Origin of the sequence: Pseudothauera nasutitermitis (assembly GCF_004801295.1) — a bacterium.
GTDB classification, from domain to species: Bacteria; Pseudomonadota; Gammaproteobacteria; order Burkholderiales; family Rhodocyclaceae; genus Pseudothauera; species Pseudothauera nasutitermitis.
In genome coordinates, this window is sequence record NZ_SSOC01000004.1 from 41,091 (window position 1) to 59,105 (window position 18,015).

The 18,015-nt window shown below is 70.7% G+C and carries 17 protein-coding genes; 7 read left to right on the plus strand and 10 right to left on the minus strand.

The genetic code is table 11. The features are described 5' to 3' along the window. The first annotated feature begins 15 nt into the window (after positions 1 to 15). The 5 genes from E6C76_RS10595 to E6C76_RS10615 all read left to right on the plus strand — a co-directional run bounded on the left by E6C76_RS10595 (position 16) and on the right by E6C76_RS10615 (position 4,923). On the plus strand, positions 16 to 540 hold the full coding sequence (locus E6C76_RS10595) for a retropepsin-like aspartic protease family protein (RefSeq protein WP_136348227.1): 525 nt from the start codon (positions 16 to 18) through the stop codon (positions 538 to 540). A 125-nt stretch (positions 541 to 665) separates the two neighbouring features. Beyond that, the gene (locus E6C76_RS10600; RefSeq protein WP_136348228.1) at positions 666 to 1,682 is read left to right on the plus strand and encodes a Bug family tripartite tricarboxylate transporter substrate binding protein; all 1,017 of its coding nucleotides are present in this window, start codon (positions 666 to 668) and stop codon (positions 1,680 to 1,682) included. Between the two features lie 147 nt (positions 1,683 to 1,829). After that, positions 1,830 to 2,267 (plus strand): tripartite tricarboxylate transporter TctB family protein, encoded by a 438-nt coding sequence (locus tag E6C76_RS10605; RefSeq protein ID WP_136348229.1) that lies wholly within the window; start codon positions 1,830 to 1,832, stop codon positions 2,265 to 2,267. After that, positions 2,264 to 3,790 carry a tripartite tricarboxylate transporter permease gene (locus E6C76_RS10610; protein WP_136348230.1) on the plus strand — a complete coding sequence of 509 codons (1,527 nt, stop codon included), beginning with the start codon at positions 2,264 to 2,266 and terminating at the stop codon, positions 3,788 to 3,790. Before E6C76_RS10605 ends, E6C76_RS10610 begins: the two co-directional genes overlap by 4 nt. A gap of 104 nt (positions 3,791 to 3,894) precedes the next feature. Beyond that, positions 3,895 to 4,923, plus strand: coding sequence for an AbrB family transcriptional regulator (locus E6C76_RS10615; RefSeq protein WP_136348231.1), 1,029 nt, complete (start codon positions 3,895 to 3,897; stop codon positions 4,921 to 4,923). A gap of 52 nt (positions 4,924 to 4,975) precedes the next feature. Here the strand turns inward: E6C76_RS10615 and E6C76_RS10620 are convergent, their stop codons facing one another. Then, entirely contained in the window at positions 4,976 to 6,103 is a 1,128-nt protein-coding gene (locus E6C76_RS10620) for an aminotransferase class V-fold PLP-dependent enzyme (protein ID WP_136348232.1), read from the minus strand. 65 nt (positions 6,104 to 6,168) lie between these two features. Continuing rightward, complete coding sequence (locus tag E6C76_RS10625) at positions 6,169 to 7,263, minus strand: ABC transporter substrate-binding protein (RefSeq protein WP_136348233.1); 1,095 nt, start codon at positions 7,261 to 7,263, stop codon at positions 6,169 to 6,171. 113 nt (positions 7,264 to 7,376) lie between these two features. Here E6C76_RS10625 and E6C76_RS10630 point away from each other — a divergent pair, with 113 nt between their 5' ends. After that, positions 7,377 to 8,054, plus strand: a complete 678-nt coding sequence (locus E6C76_RS10630) for a response regulator (RefSeq protein ID WP_136348234.1) — start codon at positions 7,377 to 7,379, stop codon at positions 8,052 to 8,054. Further along, positions 8,047 to 9,480, plus strand: a complete 1,434-nt coding sequence (locus E6C76_RS10635) for a sensor histidine kinase (protein ID WP_230976242.1) — start codon at positions 8,047 to 8,049, stop codon at positions 9,478 to 9,480. The genes E6C76_RS10630 and E6C76_RS10635 overlap by 8 nt, the downstream gene beginning before the upstream one ends. Before the next feature lie 32 nt (positions 9,481 to 9,512). Here the strand turns inward: E6C76_RS10635 and E6C76_RS10640 are convergent, their stop codons facing one another. The 8 genes from E6C76_RS10640 to E6C76_RS10675 are packed head-to-tail and all read right to left on the minus strand — an operon-like array spanning position 9,513 to position 17,724. Beyond that, entirely contained in the window at positions 9,513 to 10,349 is an 837-nt protein-coding gene (locus E6C76_RS10640) for an alpha/beta hydrolase (RefSeq protein ID WP_136348235.1), read from the minus strand. Then, positions 10,346 to 11,161, minus strand: a complete 816-nt coding sequence (locus tag E6C76_RS10645) for an ABC transporter ATP-binding protein (RefSeq protein WP_136348236.1) — start codon at positions 11,159 to 11,161, stop codon at positions 10,346 to 10,348. The genes E6C76_RS10640 and E6C76_RS10645 overlap by 4 nt, the downstream gene beginning before the upstream one ends. Beyond that, the gene (locus E6C76_RS10650) at positions 11,161 to 12,237 is read right to left on the minus strand and encodes a FecCD family ABC transporter permease (RefSeq protein WP_230976243.1); all 1,077 of its coding nucleotides are present in this window, start codon (positions 12,235 to 12,237) and stop codon (positions 11,161 to 11,163) included. The genes E6C76_RS10645 and E6C76_RS10650 overlap by 1 nt, the downstream gene beginning before the upstream one ends. Before the next feature lie 45 nt (positions 12,238 to 12,282). After that, positions 12,283 to 13,386: an ABC transporter substrate-binding protein gene (locus E6C76_RS10655; RefSeq protein WP_136348237.1), complete on the minus strand. Its 1,104-nt coding sequence runs from the start codon at positions 13,384 to 13,386 to the stop codon at positions 12,283 to 12,285. A 37-nt stretch (positions 13,387 to 13,423) separates the two neighbouring features. After that, positions 13,424 to 14,194: a 2,3-dihydro-2,3-dihydroxybenzoate dehydrogenase gene (locus tag E6C76_RS10660; RefSeq protein WP_136348238.1), complete on the minus strand. Its 771-nt coding sequence runs from the start codon at positions 14,192 to 14,194 to the stop codon at positions 13,424 to 13,426. Positions 14,195 to 14,225: 31 nt separating this feature from the next. Then, positions 14,226 to 14,861: an isochorismatase family protein gene (locus E6C76_RS10665; protein WP_136348239.1), complete on the minus strand. Its 636-nt coding sequence runs from the start codon at positions 14,859 to 14,861 to the stop codon at positions 14,226 to 14,228. Further along, positions 14,861 to 16,519 carry a (2,3-dihydroxybenzoyl)adenylate synthase gene (locus E6C76_RS10670; protein WP_136348240.1) on the minus strand — a complete coding sequence of 553 codons (1,659 nt, stop codon included), beginning with the start codon at positions 16,517 to 16,519 and terminating at the stop codon, positions 14,861 to 14,863. Before E6C76_RS10670 ends, E6C76_RS10665 begins: the two co-directional genes overlap by 1 nt. Next, on the minus strand, positions 16,519 to 17,724 hold the full coding sequence (locus tag E6C76_RS10675) for an isochorismate synthase (protein ID WP_211090188.1): 1,206 nt from the start codon (positions 17,722 to 17,724) through the stop codon (positions 16,519 to 16,521). The genes E6C76_RS10670 and E6C76_RS10675 overlap by 1 nt, the downstream gene beginning before the upstream one ends. Between the last annotated feature and the right edge of the window lie 291 nt (positions 17,725 to 18,015).

Consider the following 18,015-nt stretch of genomic DNA (forward strand, 5'->3'; position numbering starts at 1 on the left):
CGGAGGGAAGCACGCATGAGCCAGTCCCCCGAGCACACCACCCGCGGCCTCGGCCGCGTCATGCTGTGGCTGGGCGCGCTGGCGCTGCTCGGCGTGCTGTGGCTGTTCTTCAGCGAGCGCCTGGAGCAGCGCCACAATCCCAACCGCGATCTTTCCGTCACCCCGGGCAGCGGCACCGAGCTGGTGCTGCAGCGCAACCGCATGGGGCATTACGTGGCGCCGGGCACCATCAACGGCCGGCCGGTGGTGTTCCTGCTCGATACCGGGGCCACCCAGGTTTCGGTGCCCGCCCATCTGGGCGAAGCGCTCGGCCTCGCGCCGGGCGCGCCGGCCCAGGTGATGACCGCCAACGGCGCGGTCACCGTGCGCGCCACGCGCATCGATGAACTGGGCCTGGGCCCCTTCCTCGCCCGCGAGGTGCGCGGCCACCTCAACCCCGGCATGCGCGACGACCAGGTGCTGCTGGGCATGAGCGTGCTCAAGCACCTGGAATTCACCCAGCGCGGCGATACCCTGATCCTGCGCGCACCGGGGCCCTGAAAACCGGCCGGCGCCCGCCGGGGTGACTGAAAGCAGTTTGAAAGCCCTCCGTAGCTAGTATGCCTTGCGCGCATCCACCCCCGAACGGCGGGCGCGCATAAATACAAAACCTACAGGAGACAACCATGCTTTCCGCATCCCTTGCGTTCACCCGCCGCCTGCCGGGGCGGGCTTTTGCCGCCGCCTGCCTGGGGGCGGCCGTGCTGGCTTCGGCCAGCGTCGCCGCGCAGGCCGAGCCGCGCCGGCCCGAGTGCATCGCGCCCGCCCAGCCGGGCGGCGGCTTCGATCTGACCTGCCGGCTGACCCAGGCCGCGCTGCAGGAAAGCGGCGCGCTGAAGAATCCACTGCGCATCGTTTACATGCCGGGCGGCGTGGGCGCGGTGGCCTACAACACCATCGTGGCGCAGCGCCCCGCCGAAGGGGGGTCTATCGTTGCCTTCTCCGGCGGTTCGCTGCTGAATCTGGCCCAGGGCAAGTTCGGCCGCTACACGGTGGACGACGTACGCTGGCTGGCCGCCGTCGGCGCCGACTACGGTGTGGCCGTGGTGCGCGACGATTCGCCCTACCAGACCCTGGACGACTTGATGCAGGCGCTCAGGCAGGACCCCGCCAAGGTGGTGTTCGGCGCGGGCGGCACCGTGGGCAGCCAGGACTGGATGAAGGCCGCATTGACCGCCAAGGCCGCCGGCGTCGATTACAAGCGCATGCGCTTCGTGGCCTTCGAAGGCGGCGGCGAGGGCATCACCGCGCTGCGCGGCAATCACATCCAGGCCTACATGGGCGATGCCGCCGAGGCCGTCACCACGCTGGAAGGGGGGGCGCCGATCAGGATTCTGGCGGTGTTCCACAGCGAGCGCCTGCCCGGCCGCCTGGCCGACGTGCCGACCGCCAGGGAACAGGGCTACGACATCGAATGGCCGATCATCCGCGGCTTCTATCTCGGCCCCAAGGTGTCGGACGCGGACTACCAGTGGTGGGTGGAGGCGTTCGAAAAGACCATGGGCAGCGAGGCGTTCGCCCGGCTGCAGGCCCAGCAGGGCTTGTTCCCGTTCAGCCTGACCGGGCCCGAGCTCGACGCCTACGTCAAGGAGCAGGTCCGCCAGTACGGCGAACTGGCCCGCTCGTTCGGCCTGGTGAACTGACCGGCGGGCCGGTCCCCGGTTCTCTCCTTCCGCCGCAGCCGGCGGGACTTCCGTACTTCGCGCGCAGGGCGCAGCCGCGCCCCGCACGCCGCCCGCGCGAGGCCGTCGCGGGACGGCGCGGCGCGCATTTTCCGACGGGACACGAACATGAACAATCGCATACTGGGCATTGCCGCGCTGGCGCTGGCGGCGATGATGATCTGGCAGGGCCATGACCTGCAGGCGCCTTTTTCCTACGAGCCGCTCGGGCCGCGCGCGTTTCCGCTGCTCATCGCGGCGGTCATGGCGCTGTGCGGCCTGCGGCTGGCGATCCGCGGCGGCGGGCAGGCGCCGGCCAACCCGCCGGGCGCCAACACGCGCATCGCCGCCATGTTCGGCGTGATCGTGGGCTATGCCCTGGTGTTCCAGTGGGCGGGCTTCATCATCGCCACGGCGCTGATGACCCTGCTGGTCGGCCGCCTGTTCGGCGGCGGCTGGGTGGGCCCGGCCATCGGCGGGGTGGCGGGCTCGGTGCTGCTGTTCGTGCTGTTCGACCGGGTGCTGGACGTGGTCCTGCCGGTCGGCCTGCTGGGAGCATGGCTATGAACGGCGTGCTGGAACATCTTTCCCAGGGCTTCGGCGTGGCATTCACCCCGCTGAACCTGCTGGTGGCGGCCATCGGCTCGTTCTTCGGCACCATCGTCGGGGTGCTGCCGGGGCTGGGGCCGATCAACGGGGTGGCGATGCTCATTCCGGTGGCCTTCGCCATGAACCTGCCGCCGGAGACGGCGCTGATCCTGCTCGCCGCGGTTTACGTGGGGGCCGAATACGGCGGGCGCATCACCTCCATCCTGATCAACGTGCCGGGCGAGGCGGCCTCGGTGATGACCACCCTGGACGGTTATCCGCTGGCCCGCCAGGGGCTGGGCAGCGTGGCCTTGTCGCTGTCCGCCTGGGCGTCGTTCTTCGGTTCGCTGGTGGCCTTCTTCGGCATCGTCATCTTCGCCCCGCTGCTGGCGCGCTGGGCGCTGGCGTTCGGGCCGGCCGAGTATTTCGTGCTGATGGTGTTCGCCTTCTGCTGCCTGACCGGGCTGCTGGGCAGCGAGCCGGTGAAGGGCGTGCTGGCGGCGATGATCGGGCTGGCCATTTCCACCGTGGGGGTGGATGCCAATTCCGGCGTCTATCGCTTCGCCTTCGATTCGCCCAATCTGTCCGACGGCATCGATTTCGTGGTGGTGGTGATCGCGCTGTTCGCCATCAGCGAGATGCTGCAGATGCTGGAGCACGTGGTCGGCGGCCTGTCGGTCAAGGTGCCCAAGAGCGGGCGCAAGCTGTTCAATTTCGCGGAATTCCGCTTCACCCTGCCCAGCGTGGTGCGCAGCAGCCTGACCGGCTTCGGCCTGGGGGTGCTGCCGGGTGCGGGCGCCAGCGTGGCCTCGGCGATCGCCTACGCCAACGAGAAGCGCATCACCGAACAGCGCGATCCGGACGCCAAGTTCGGCCGGGGCGACATGCGCGGCCTGACCGCGCCGGAGTCGGCCAACAACGCCTCCGCGACCGGCTCGTTCATCCCCATGCTCACGCTCGGCGTGCCCGGCTCGGGCACCACCGCGGTGATGATGGGGGCGCTGACGCTGTACAACATCACCCCCGGGCCGGTGCTGTTCGACGCCCAGCCGCAGCTGGTGTGGGGGCTGATCGCTTCGCTGCTGGTGGCCAACGTCATGCTGCTCATCATGAACGTGCCCATGGTGCGGGTGTTCGCCAGCATCCTGTCCGTGCCGCCCTGGCTGCTGGTGCCCGGCATCGTGTGCGTGAGCATCATCGGCGTGTATTCGATCAACGCCACGCGCTTCGATCTGCTGCTGGTGGCAGGGATCGGCCTGGTGGGCTATTTTCTGCGCAAGGCGCACATGCCCATGGCCCCGCTGATCCTCGGGGTGGTCCTCGGCAACCTGATGGAGCAGAACCTGCGCCGCGCGCTGGCGATCTCCGACGGCGACGTGGTCATTCTGTTTTCCAGCGCGGTGAGCGTGGCGTTCTGGGTGCTGTCGCTGGGCGTGATCCTGCTTCCGCCCTTGTACCGGCGCTGGAAGAAGCGCAGCCTGCTGCCGGAGATTGCCGAGTAGGAGGCCGCAGCGGCGCCGATGAGGAGATGAGTGGTATATGGAAACGCGGAGCCGACGGGATGCTGCATCCCGCCGGCTTGTTTTTTCGAGAGGCAGGGAAATAGATGAAAAACGCGTGGCGGTGCCTGCTGGGCCTGTGCGTCGCCCTGTTCGGTGCCGCGCTGGCCTTGTGGCTGGATGTGCCGCTGCCCTGGCTGCTGGGCCCGCTGATCCTGACCGCCGCGACCCGCCTGTCCGGCGTCGCCAGCCGTTGCCCGTCCCCGGTCAACCGCCTGGGGCGCTGGGTGATCGGCGTGTCGCTGGGCTTGTACTTCACCCCGCAGGTGGCCGCCAGCGTGGCCCAGCACTGGGCGCTGATCGTGCTCGGCATGACCTACGCCCTGCTGCTGGCGTGCATCGGCAGCTGGGCCTACCGGCGCTATGCCGGGCTCGATGTGTCCACCGCATGGTTCGCGGCCGCCATCGGCAGCGCCAGCGAAATGGCCAACATGGCGGCCCGGCACGGTGCCCGCGTGGACCAGGTGGCCTCCGCCCACAGCATGCGCGTGCTGCTGGTGGTGGTGGTCGTGCCGTTCGCCTTCCGCTGGTTCGGCGACCATGGCGGGGACGTGCTGCCGGACGTGCGCGAGCTGCGCTGGCCCGGCCTGGCCTGGCTGGTGCTGGGCGCCTGGGCCAGCGGCTGGCTGTTCCAGAAGCTGCGCCTGCCCAACGCCTGGATGCTCGGCCCGATGGCCTTCGCCATGCTGGTCACGCTGTTCGACCTGCGCCTGTCGGCCCTGCCGCAGTGGGTGTCGTGGGCCGGGCAGTTGTGCATCGGCTGGTCGCTGGGCGACAAGTACCGGCCCGATTTCCTGCGCTCGGCGCCGCGCCTGCTGGCGGTGGCGACGGTTTCCTCGCTGCTGTTCATGGGCGCCTCCGCGCTGCTGGGCTGGGGCGTGGCGCATCTGGTCGAGCTGCCCGCGCCGACGCTGATCCTCGCCCTGGTGCCCGGCGGCATCGCGGAAATGACCATCACCGCCAAGGTGCTGGGCCTGGGCGTGCCCATCGTCACCGCCATGCAGGTCATGCGCATGCTGTTCGTGGTGCTGGGCACCGGGCCGATCTACCGCAGGTGGGTGGCGAGGGCGGGGTAGGGGGCGGTCATGTGTTTCCGGCGGCCGCGCCCCCTTTCCCCGCCGGAACCCGTCAACCCAGCCGATCCAGCGCGCCGGCCAGGTGCCCCACCGTGCGCTCGATGTCCGCCAGCTTGTCCAGGCCGAACAGGCCGAGGCGGAAGGTCTTGAAGTCCGGCCCTTCGTCGCATTGCAGCGGCACGCCGGCGGCGATCTGCAGGCCGGCGGCGATGAATTTGCTGCCGTTGTGGACGCCGTCGTCGTCGGTGTAGGCCACCACCACGCCGGGCGCTTCGAAGCCGTCGGCCGCCACGCTGCGGAAGCCGCGCGCGGCGAGCAGCGCGCGCACCGCGCGGCCCAGGGCGAACTGGCGCTCGCGCAGGGTCTCGAAGCCCACCGCCTCGGCCTCGCGCATGGTGTCGCGCAGGCGCGCCAGCGCGTCGGTGGGCAGGGTGGCGTGGTAGGCGAACCCGCCGTGCTCGTAGGCCTCCATGATCTGCAGCCATTTGCGCAGATCGCAGGCGAAGCTCGTGCTGGTGGTGGCGTCGATGCGTTCGCGCGCCCGCGCGTTGAGCATCACCATGCCGCAGCCCGGCGAGGCCGACCAGCCTTTCTGCGGCGCGCTGATCAACACGTCCACCGCGTTCGCCTCCATGTCCACCCACACGGTGCCCGAGGCCACGCAGTCGAGCACGAACAGGCCGCCGGCTTCGCGCACGGCCTCGCCCACCGCGCGCAGGTAATCGTCGGGCAGGAGGATGCCCGAGGCGGTTTCCACGTGAGGGGCGAACACCAGGTCCGGGCGCTGCTCGCGGATCGCCGCGACCACCTCGGCGAGCGGCGGCGGGGCGAAGGGGGCCTGGCGCCCCGCGCCGAGCGGGCGGGCCTTGAGCACGGCGGCCTCGGCGGGAATGCCGCCCATCTCGAAGATCTGCGTCCAGCGGAAGCTGAACCAGCCGTTGCGGATGACCAGGCATTTGCGCCCGGTGGCGAACTGGCGGGCCACCGCTTCCATCGCGTAGCTGCCGCCGCCGGGCACCAGGGCCACCGCGCGGGCGTTGTAGACCCGCCTGAGGGTGGCCGAGATGTCGCGCATCACGCCCTGGAAGGCCTGCGACATGTGGTTGAGCGAGCGGTCGGTAAACACCACCGAATACTCCAGAAGTCCGTCCGGATCGAGGTCGGGAAGCAAACCGGGCACGGCTGTCTCCTTGCAAGGGTTCATGGGCGTGGAATGCCAGTTGCCGCCGGCGGGCCGGGGCACGCTCAGGGCGCCATGGCGGCTTCCCATTGTCTCAGGAAGTCCTGCTGCTTGGACTGGTCCAGATAGGCCAGCAGCCCGGTGCCGATGGGAATGGGGCGGAACGCGCCGCCGAGCTGGCTGCGCAGGTCGGAGGCCGCGTGCCGGGAAACCCCTTCGCGCACCGCATGCAGCCCGGCGCTTTCGGCCAGCATGCGCTGGCCCTGCGGCGAGAGCAGATAGTCCAGCCACAGGCGCGCGGCCTCGGGGTGGCGGCCGTGGCGGGTGATCAGCGCCACCCGGCTCAGCACCAGGGTGTAGTCGCGCGGCCACACGATGCCGATGCGCGGATTGCGCCGGGCCCGCTCCAGCGCGTACGAACCGAGCAGGTTGTAGCCCAGCAGGATCTCGCCCGCGGCGATGGCGTCGAGCATCTGCGCCGAGGTCGGATAGCGCCGCACGCCCAGGGCGCCGAGGCGGTGGGCGAGCTGCCAGAAGGCGGTCGGGTTGGCCTGGGCGTCCTGGCTGAGCAGCAGCAGGCCCAGGCCGGAGCGTTCTGGGTCGTAGGTCGCCACGCGGCCGGTGAAGCGTTCGGGCTGCGCCGCCAGCAGGCGGATCAGCGCGGCGTGGCTGTCGGGCACCTCGTCCGCGGCCAGGGCGTCGCGGTCGTAGGCCATCACCACCGGCTCGTAGGTGGTGCCGAAGGCTTCCTCCTTCCACACCGCCCAGCCCGGCAGCGCGGCGGTTTCGGTGGAGCGGTGGGGGCGAGCGTAGCCGTCGTTGACCAGCTTGACCTGCAGGTCCATCGCCGAACTCCACACCACGTCGGCCACCTCCGCACCGTCCGGGGCCGCCCGCGCAGCCTCCGACCCGGCCTCCTCCACGATGCGCCGGTAGGCTTCGTTGCTCTGCATGTCGTGGTAGGCCACCCGCACGCCCGGATGGCGCGCCTCGAAGTCGTCGATGACCGACTGCACGATCTCCCGGTCGGTGACCGCATAGATCACCACCGCCCCTTCGCGCTGCGCCGCGGCCAGCCGTTCGCCGGCGGTCTGGGCGAACACCGGCGCAAACGGGCCGGCCAGCAGCGCGAGTAGAATGACATGCCTCAATCCGGGCATCGACGCGTCTCCTCCTTGTCGGCGCCGGCCGGCCATGCGGCGGCAGCGCCTGTTTTCATGCAAGGATAAAACGTCCGCCCGGCTTACGTGCCACTTTCCGCCGCGGAGATGCCATGCGCCTGCTGCTCGTGGAAGACCATGCCGAGCTGGCCGAATGGGTGGCGCGCGCCCTGCGCCAGGCCGGCTACGCCCTGGACGTGATGCGCCGCGGCGACCATGCCGACCACGCCCTGCTCACCCAGCCCTACGACCTGGTCATCCTCGACCTGTCGCTGCCCGGCATGGACGGGCTGGACGTGCTGCGCCGGCTGCGCGCACGTGAACACGGCCTGCACGTCCCGGTGCTGGTGCTGACCGCGCGCGCCACCACCGAAGAGCGCGTGCACGGCCTCAACCTCGGCGCGGACGACTACCTGCCCAAGCCCTTCGAGCTGGCCGAACTGGAAGCGCGCATCAAGGCCCTGCTGCGCCGCAGCGGCAACCACGCCCCGCTGCTGCGCGTCGGCCGGCTGAGCTTCGACACCACCACCCGCCTGGTCAGCGTGGACGACCGCCCGCTCGCCCTCACCCCGCGCGAACTGGCGGTGCTGGAGGCCCTGCTGTGGCGCGTCGGCCGCCCGGTGGCGCGCGAGGCGCTGTTCGAAAAGGTGTTCGACCTCGCCGCCGACGTCCGCGTCGAGGCCATCGAAATCTATGTGTCGCGGGTGCGCAAGAAGCTGGAAGGCTCGGGCGTGACGATCACCACCCTGCGCGGCCTGGGCTACCTGCTCGCCGAGGCCGGCGATGGCTGACGCGGCCGCCCCGCAGTCGTCCATGCCCACGCGCTTCAGCCTGCGCCGCCGCGTGGCGGCCTGGCTGCTGCCGCCGCTGGTCATCCTGCTGCTGGTTAATGCCGTGCTGTCCTACCAGTCGGCGCTCGACGCAGTCAACCGCGCCTACGACCGCTCGCTCACCGCGGCGCTGCGCGCGGTGGCCGAGCGCACGCACTCGCTGGCCGGGCAGATCCACGTGGACATTCCCTACGCGGCCTTCGAAGTGTTCGAGGAAAGCGGCCAGGAGCGGGTCTACTACGCGGTCATCGACCCGCAGGGCGAGGTGCTCACCGGCTACGCCGGCCTCGCGCCGGACGACCCGCCCCCGCCCAGCGGCGAGGTGCACATCCGCAACGCCCGCTTCCTGGGCGAGGAAGTACGCCTGGCCGCCCAGCGCAAACGGCTCTACGACCCCGAGCTGGGCGACAGCGACGCGGTGACCATCGTGTTCGCCGAAAGCACCGGCTCGCGCGACGTGCTGGTGCGCGAGCTGTTCCTCGGCAGCCTGCGCCGCCAGCTGCTGCTGGTCGCCGCGGGCGGCGTGCTGATCATGCTCGCGCTGGCCTCCGCGTTCCGCCCGCTGCTGGCCCTGCGCAACGCCATCCGCCAGCGCCACGCGGAAGACCTCACCCCGGTGCCCGACACCAACATCCCCAACGAAGTGCGCCCGCTGATCGACGCCATCAACCACCACATGGCCCGCCTGTCGGCCATGCTGGCGGCGCGCCGGCGCTTCCTGGCCGACGCGGCCCACCAGATCCGCACGCCGCTGGCGGTGCTCGGCACCCAGGCGGAATACGGCATGCGCCAGCGCGATCCCGAGGAAATGCGCCGCACCCTGGCGAGCCTGCACGCCAGCGTGCGCGGCGCGCGCCGGCTGGCCAACCAGATGCTCACGCTGTCGCACGCCGAGGCGGTCAACGGTCTGATCGGCGAGCGCGCCGAACTCGATTTCACCGCGCTGGCGCGCGAAACGGCGCTGGAGCTGGCGCCGCTCGCATTGCGCAAGCGCATCGCCCTCGAATTCGAAGGCGCCGACACCTCCCTCCGCCTGCACGGCAACGCCGCCATGCTGCGCGAGATGATCGCCAACCTGATCGACAACGCACTGCGCTACAGCCCGCAGGACGCCCGCGTGGTGGTCGCGGTGGCGGCCCGGGCGGGCGGCGGGGCGGTGCTGCGCGTGAGCGACAGCGGCCCGGGCATTGCGAAAACGGAACGGGAAAACGTGTTCAAGCGCTTCTACCGCATTCTCGGCCAGGGCGACAGCGAAGGCAGCGGGCTGGGCCTGGCGATCGTGCGCGAGATCTGCTGGGCCCACGGCGGGCGGATCGCGCTCAAGGACGGGGAACACGGGCGCGGCCTGTGCGTGGAGGTCGAACTACCCCGCAGCGGGAAGCCGTAAGGGCGCCGGCGGGCCGGCCACCGGCCCGTGCATCAGGGGCGGGGCAATTCCGCGGGCGTAGGCGCCAGCGCAAAACGCAACACGCGCTGGATGCCGATCATCAGGATGGAGGCATGGTCCTCATCGGCGAAGAACTGGAAGCGCACGCGCTCCTCGCCCAGCAGCGCGCCCAGTTCGGCGGCGATGTCGCGCGCATTGCCCACCATGCGGCACTGCGCGCGGCGCTGCACCAGTTCCTCGTAACCGGGGAAGGGGCGCTGCCAGGGCGGCACCTCGTCCTCCCACTCGCCGGCCGCGACGAACACCCGCGCATCGGCACCCGCCAGCGCGGGCAGGCGGGCGCGTAGCCCGGCCTCGTCCCACCACACCGAGGGGCTGATCGCCGCGAAATTCTGGAAGGCGGCCGGGCGCTGCGTGAGCGCATGCAGCACGAAGAAGCCCGCCAGCGAATGGCCGAACAGGGTCTGGCGCGCCGGATTCAGCGAGAGCTCGCCGGCCAGCGCCGGCGCCAGCTCGTCGGCGAGGAAGGCCAGGAAGGCTTCCGCGCCGCCGCCCTTGTCCTGCGGCGAGAAGTCGCGCTGGCGCAGCGCGTCGGGGGAAAACAGGTGCTCGCCGCTCTGCGCGATGCCGACCACCGCCGCCGGCGCCACGCCGGTGGCGTCCGGGCGCCGGCTGGAACGCCGGATGCCCTCGACGAAGGTGCCGAACACCGCGTTGCCGTCCAGCGCATACACCACCGGCCAGCCGCCCGCGGGCGGCGTGCCGGGCGGTACCCACACGCACAGGTGATAGTCGATGCCGGCGGCCGAACGCACGCTGCGCACCTGCGTGCCGCGCAGCGCCACCGGCAGGGCCGCCGCGCCGTTCATGCCGCCGGCACCTCGTCCGGGCGCAGCACGCCATCCACCATGATCTGCAACATGCCGTGCGAGCAATGCTCGGTGCGCGCACGCACGCCATACACGCGCGCCAGGGTATGCGGGGTGATGGCCTCCGCCGGCTTGCCGGTGGCCACTACCGCGCCCTTGGAGAACATCACGATGCCGTCCGACCAGCGCGCCGCGGCCTGCAAGTCGTGCAGTACCACCAGGGCGATCATGCCGCGCTCGCGCGCCAGTTCATGCACCAGCTGCATCACGCGCAGCTGGTGCTGCAGGTCGAGCGCGCTGATCGGCTCGTCGAGCAGCAGCACCCGGGGCTCGCGCACCAGCGACTGGGCCAGCGAGACCAGCTGGCGCTGCCCGCCGGACAGCTGGTCCAGGCCGTTCAGCGCCAGGTGGGTGATGCCCACGCGCTGCAGCACCTCCAGCGAACGCCGTTCGATGGCCTTCTCGCCCAGCCCGGCGTCTTCCCCGGTGGGCGAGGCGCGCAGCGCGCCGATCACGCTTTCCAGCACGGTCAGCGCCACGCCCTGCGGCAGGGTCTGCGGCATGTAGGTGATGTGGCGGGCATGCTCGGCCAGCGACAGGCCGATCAGTTCGCGCCCGCCCAGCTTCACCGAGCCGGTGGCACGCTGCAGGCCGGCCAGCGCGCGCATCAGCGTGCTCTTGCCGGCACCGTTGGGGCCGACCAGCGAATGCACCTCGCCGGCGCGGATGTCGGGCAGGACCAGCTTGTGGATGATCTCGCGGCCGTGGTAGCCGGTGGACAGGTCGCGGACCTGGAGGAGATCGTCGGCCATCAGGAACGCTCCGAGCGGCGGAAGATCAGGAACAGGAACATCGGCACGCCGACGATGGCGGTGACGATGCCCACCGGCATCAGCACGCCCGGCACCAGCGTCTTGCTGGCCACCGAAGAGAGCGACATGATCAGCGCCCCAGCCAGGATGCTGGCCGGCAGCAGGAAGCGGTGATCCTCGCCGAGCAGCAGGCGGGCGACGTGCGGGCCCACCAGGCCGATGAAGCCGATGGTGCCGACGAAGGCCACCGAAGTGGCGGCCAGCAGGCTCACCCGCAGCAGCGCCATGAAGCGCAGGCGCTGCACGTTCACACCGAAGCTGCGCGCGCGGTCCTCGCCCAGACGCAGCGAGGTGAGCTGCCCGGCGGCATGCAGGGAAAACGGCACCACCACCGCCACTACCACCGCCAGCATGCCCACGTTGGCCCAGGTGGCACGCGACAGCGAGCCCATGCTCCAGAACACCAGTTGCTGCAAGGCCTCCTGCGAGGAGATGAACTGCACGAAGGCCACCAGCGCGTTGAACGCGAACACCAGCGCGATGCCCAGCAACACCACGGTCTCCACCCCGGCGCCGCGCCGGCGGGTCATCATCTGCAGCAGCAGCACCGAACCGAAGGCGCACACGAAGGCGTTCAGCGGCACCATCCAGTCCGCCGGAATGAAGGGCAGCGAAAAGCCCAGCACGATGGCCAGCGCCGCGCCGAACGAGGCCGCCGAGGACACCCCGAGGGTGAACGGGCTGGCCAGCGGGTTGTTGAGGATGGTCTGCATCTCCGCGCCCGCCAGCGACAGCGCGGCGCCCACCAGCACCGCCATCAGCGCGTAGGGCAGGCGCACCTGCCAGACGATGGCGGCCTGCGGCGGGGTGAGGCTGTCCGGCGCGAACAGCCCGCTCAGCACCTGCCGCGGGGTCAGCGCCGACGGCCCGGTGACCAGATCGAGCAGAAAGGCGCCCACGCACAGCACCGCCAGGCCGAGGACGATGGCCGCGCGGCGCGCCACCATGCGGCGGTAGGCGGCCAGGATGGAAGCCGCTTCGGCGGCCGTGTCATTCACCTCGATTGCGTTTGCCAAACCGACTCCCCGGAAAATTCCTCAAGCGCCGCGCCCACCGCGCAGCTAGCGCAGATCCACCCAGCTCGCGCCACCATACGGCACGGCGAGGAAGCGCGTATTGATCTCGTCCAGGGTACGGCCCGGATCGAGATCCGCGAACAGTTCGGGATGCACCCAGCGCGCGAAGGCCTCGGTGGCGACGATGTCGATGGGCGAGTTGATCAGCTGGTGGGCCAGCCCGTGGGTGCGGCCGTTCTTCACCGCGCTCAACTGGGCGATGCCCTGGCGGCGGGCGATGGCCTGCAAGGAAGCCTGGGCCTGCGCGGCATCGTAGCCCACCCCCAGCACCAGACCGCCGCTCTTGGCCAGATGCGGCCCGCCGGTAGCGATGTACACCTGCGGATCGCGCGAGATCACGTACTCCATGTTCAGTTTGCCGTAGGGCGCGGTCAGCACGTCCGCGCCGATGTTGTGCCCGCCGACGAACTCGATGTAGTCGCCCACGTTGCCCTTGCCCGGCGAGTTGCAGCAATCGGCGGTCATCCCCGCGTGGGCTTCCAGGAACACCGTGGGGCGCGCTTCCGGCGCAATCGCCGCGACGCGCCGGGAAATCGTCTCCAGGCGCTGCTCGCGGAAGGCCACGAAGGCTTCGGCACGCTCCTGCGCGCCGGTGAGGCGGCCGAGGAGGCGCAGGCTGTCCGCCTGATTCTTGAACGGATAGGTGAAGAAGTCGATGAACACCACCGGAATGCCGGCGGCCTGCAACTGCGCCACCTGGGCGTCACTGGGGCCGCTGCCGAGCGACACCACGGCCACGTCGGGTGCCGCGGCCAGCACCGCCTCCAGGTTGAAGCTGCCGGCCGAGCTGGCCACCTGCGGCAGCTTGCCGAGCGCCGGGAATTTCTTCAGGTACTGCGCATGGGTGGCCTCGCCGATGCGGTGGATGTCGCGCGGCCAGGCCGCCAGCACCTGCACCGGATCGGCGTGCAGCAGCGCCAGCGCCACCAGGTAGCGCCCGTCGTCGATGGAGATGCGCTGGATGCGCTCGGGCACCGTCACCGTGCGCCCGCGCAGATCGACGATCTGCGCGGCCGTCGCCGGCACGGCGAAGAGCAGCGGGAACAGCACGCAGCAGGCGGCAGCAAGGCGGGACGCAAAGGATTTCATGGCAGCTTCCGCAACGGAAAATGGGCAACGGCCGGCATCATGCACGCAGCGTCGCTCCGCCATCAACATAGAGATCGCTCATGGCGACGTGGCCGGCCTGCTCGGAGAGCAGGAACATCACCGCGTGGGCCACGTCCTCCGGCAGGGCGAGCTTGCCGAGCGGGATGCCGGCCTTGTAGATCTGCGGCAGGCCCTCGATGACCCGGCGCGCGCCGCTGTCGTCCGCCCACATGCCGGTCTGCATGGGGGTCAGCGTGGAGCCGGGGGCGACGATGTTGCAGCGGATGCCCAGCGGCGCCAGCTCCAGCCCCAGGCAGCGCATGAACATGGTGGCCGCCGCCTTGGAGGCCGCGTAAGCCGCCATGCCGTGGCGCGGCACGCCGGCGGCGTTGGAACTCACGGTGACGATGGCGCCCTGGCGGCGCGGCGCCATCACCCGCGCCAGCGCGCGCGAGACGTGGAACACGCCGTCGGCGTTCACCGCGAACACGCGGCGCCATTCGGCATCGTCGATGGTGTCCACGGTGCCGGTCTGCAGCACGCCGGCCACGTTGATGCCGAAGCCGATGGGGCCGGCTTCGCGCTCCACGCGCGCCACCAGCGCATCGACCGCGGTGGAGTCGGTGACGTCCAGTGCCTCGGCGAAGGCCGCCGGCGTGCCGGATTGTTCTTCCAGCACCGGCGCATACAGGTCGGTGGCCACCACCACGCTGCCGCTGGCGCGCAGCAGGCGCACCAGCGCGGCGCCGATGCCGCCGCCCGCGCCGGTGACCAGTGCCACCGTGCCGTCGAAGCCGGTCAGGCGCATGCCGGTTCTCCCTCGGCCAGCGGGCAAGGCTTCATCGCAGCACCTCCAGCAAGGCTTCGGTGCTCATCGGCACGCCGCAGGTGCGCGCGATCCAGCGCAGCGCCTGGTCGTGATCCTCGCGCGAGAAATCCGCCACCGCGTCGGCGGCGATGAAGGGCTCGATGTCGCGCTGGAAGGCCTCCACCACGGTCGCGGTGCAGCCGATGTGCGCATACACGCCAGTGACCAGCAACTGGTCGCGCCCGCGTGCGCGCATCAGGGTTTCCAGGTTGCTGCGCTGGAAGGCGCTGTAGCGGTGCTTGACCAGCACATGCTCGCCGGCCCGCGGCGCGAGTTCCTCGACGATGGCCTCGTGTTCCGCGCTGGCGCGCATGCCCGGCCCCCACAGGTCGGCCTGCAGGCCGCGGTCGCAGCGTTCCTGGTTGCCCTTCTGGGCGGTGTAGAACACCGGCACGCCAAGCGCGCGGCTGCGTTCCAGCAGGCGGGCGAGGTTGGCGATGGCCGGCCCCAGCGGGGCGGCGTCGGGCGCGTAGGGGGCGAGGAAATAACGCTGCATGTCATGCACCAGCAGCGCCAGCCGTTCGGCGCGCGGCTGCCAGGTGGCGCGCGGCGCGGGCAGTTCGGCCTGCGCCGGCAGCGGGTAGGGGGCGATGCGCGGCAGGCCCATCAGGCGTCCTGCTGTCCGGCGAGAAATTTCTCGCGCAACTGGGCGCGCAGCTCGCGGCGGCTGACCTTGCCCACCGCCGTGGTGCCGAAGGCGTCCACGAAGACGATCTGGTCCGGCACCTTGAAGGCGGCCAGCCCGCGCTCGCGCATCCAGGCCTTGAGGGCCGGCGCGCGCGGTTTTTCGCCGCGCGGGATGATGAAGGCGCAGCTGCGCTCGCCCAGGTATTCGTCGGGAATCGACACCACCGCCGCGTCGAACACCGCCGGATGGGCGAGCAGGTGGTCCTCGATCTCCTCGGCGGAAATCTTCTCGCCGGCGCGGTTGATGTGGTCGGTGGCGCGCCCCTGCACCACCAGATAGCCGCCGGGCAGGCGCTGCACCACGTCGCCGGTGCGGTAGTAGCCGTCCTCGGTGAAGCTGCGCGCGTTGGCGGCCTCGTCGTTGTGGTAGCAGCGGATGGTGTAGGGCCCGCGCGTCAGCAGATAACCGGTCTGGCCCTCGGGCACCGGATTGCCGTGGTCGTCCACCACCAGCACCTCGTCGTCCGGGCTGATCGGCCGGCCCTGGGTGTTGAGGATGAGCTCCTCGGCGTCGTCCAGACGGGTGTAATTGACCAGGCCCTCGGCCATGCCGAACACCTGCTGCAGCGTGCAGCCCAGCCCGGCGACCACCCGGCGCGCGGCTTCCGGCACCAGCTTGGCGCCGCCCACCTGCACCACCCGCAGGCTGGACAGATCGTGCGGGGTCTTGGCCGCGGCGTCGGCCCACAGCAGCGCCAGCGGCGGCACCAGGCCGACGCAGGTGACGCGCTCACGGGCGATCAGCGGGAAGGCGGCGTCCGGCCCGGGGCCGGGGCTGAGCACCACGCGCGCGCCGGCGTACAGCGCGCCCAGCCAGCCCGGCGAACTCATCGGGAAATTGTGCGCGGCCGGCAGGGCGACCATGTAGGCGCTGTCGCGGCCGATGCCGCAGATCTCGTTGCTGGCGCGGAAGCTGTAGAGGTAGTCGTCGTGGGTGCGCGGGATCAGCTTGGACAAGCCGGTGCTGCCGCCGGAAATCTGCAGGAAGGCCACCGACTGCGGATCGGGGTCGGCCGGCAGCGCGGCCGGATCGCCGTCCAGCGCGGCCAGCGCGGTGAATTCTTCCGCCTCGCCGACGATCACCACCTCGCGCACCGCGGGCACCTCGGCGCGCAGTTCGCGCGCCAGCCCCCGGCAGTCGAAGCCCTCGTGGCGCTCCACGGTAATGTAGGCGCTGGCCTCGGCCTTGCGCGCGAAGTGGGCGATCTCGGTGATGCGGTGGGCGGGCAGGGCGTACACCGGGATCAGCCCGGCGCGGAACAGGCCCCAGACCACGGAGATGAATTCGGGTGTGTTGCCCAGCTGCACCACCACCCGGTCGCCCGGCCGCAGGCCGCGCGCCAGCAGGCCGGCGCCAATGCGCCCGGCTTCCCGCCACAGCTGCGCATAGGTCCACCGCGCGTCGTGGCTGACCACCGCGAGGTCGTCGGCGTAACGCTCGGCGCGCTCGCGCAGGAAACCGGGCAGGGTCTCGCCGCGCCAGTGGCCGGCGGCGCGGTAGCGCGCGACGAACTCGTCGGGCCAGACTTGACGCAGCGGCACGCGGGTGTCGGAGGGCGGAGTGGAACGATCGTTCATTACAAGCTCAAACCTTGCAGTGAGGGACGCTGGGCCGCCACGTGCCCTTCGCCCTGAGTGTCGGAAACCCCTTCATCGCGGATGCCGAGTGCGTTCAGCATCGCCAGGAACTTGCCCGCGGTCTCGGCCACCTCGTCCGCCGGCCGCGAACCGGCGACGATGCCCGCTCCGGCGAACAAGCGCAAGTTCGCGCCCTGCACACGCGCGCAGCGGATGGCCACGTACCAGTCGCCGTCGCCGGCGGCATCGGTCCACCCCACCGCGCCGGCGTAGAAGCCGCGTTCCACCGGCTCCAGCGCCTGGATGGCCGCCAGGGCGGCCGCGCGCGGCGTGCCGCACACCGCCGGGGTGGGGTGCAGCAATGCCGCCAATGCGGCGGCGGATGGGGCGGGATGCTTCAGGGTGCCGGTGATGCGCGTCCCCAGGTGCCACATCGTCGCGGTGGCGTGCAGCGACGGCCGCGCGGGCACGTCCAGTGTGCTGCACAGCGGTGCCAACGCATCGGCGATGGCCTCGACGACGTAGCGGTGTTCGTCCAGATCCTTGGCGGAATCGAGCAGGCTGCGTGCCGTACGCTGGTCCTCGCCGGCATCGGCACAGCGCCGTGCCGAACCGGCGAGCGGGTGCGATTCGATGACCAGGCCACGGCGCGAGACCAGCAGTTCCGGCGAGGCGCCGACCAGCCAGGCCGGGGCTTCGCCATCGCCGACCGGCAGCGGCGCCACGTAGGCCACCACCCCCGGATCGCGCCCCAGGCGCGCGGCCAGTACGCGCGGATCGACCGCCCGCGTGGCGCGCATCGCCAGGCTGCGCGCCAGCACCAGCTTGCGCGGCGCATCCTCGCCGGCGCCCAGGCAGGCGAGTCCGCGCGCCACCATGTCCGCGTAGGCATCGGCCGATGGTTCGGCGACGATCCCGCCGGCCAGCGCCGGCGGTGCGCCGGCGCTGGCCGGTAGCGGGGCAGCGAGCCGGGCCGGCTGGTACAGCGCGTCGTCGGCATGCGGGTCGAAGGGCAGGGCGCCGACCAGCACGGCCGGGCCGGGGCGCGATTCCGCGAAGAAGGCCTTCACCCGTTCGGCCAGCGTGGCCGCCGGGCCGGCCGGCAGCCGGGCCAGACAGCCGGTTGCTTCCAGGGGACGCTGCGGCACCTGTAGCAGGAACAGGGCGGGATGGCCGTCGTCGCCGGAAAGCGGGAACTCACCCATGACCCACCCGCGCATTCGCTACAACGGAGTGTTCCCGCAAGGGCAAATCAATGAAAAGGAAAAGTGAGAACTGGAAACACATGTATTCGACACCAGCTAGAAAAAGCAACTCAACCGGCTTCAATCCATGAATCCGGCATGACTCCTGTCAATCACTTGGAATCCAAGCATGAACCGCCATACGATTATAAATAAAAATGATTTACACTTGTAATTAGATGCAAGGCTTGCATTGGATTGAGCGAACGAATCTGCGCTAAGGCTACGGTGATCGACCCCATGCCTCCAAGG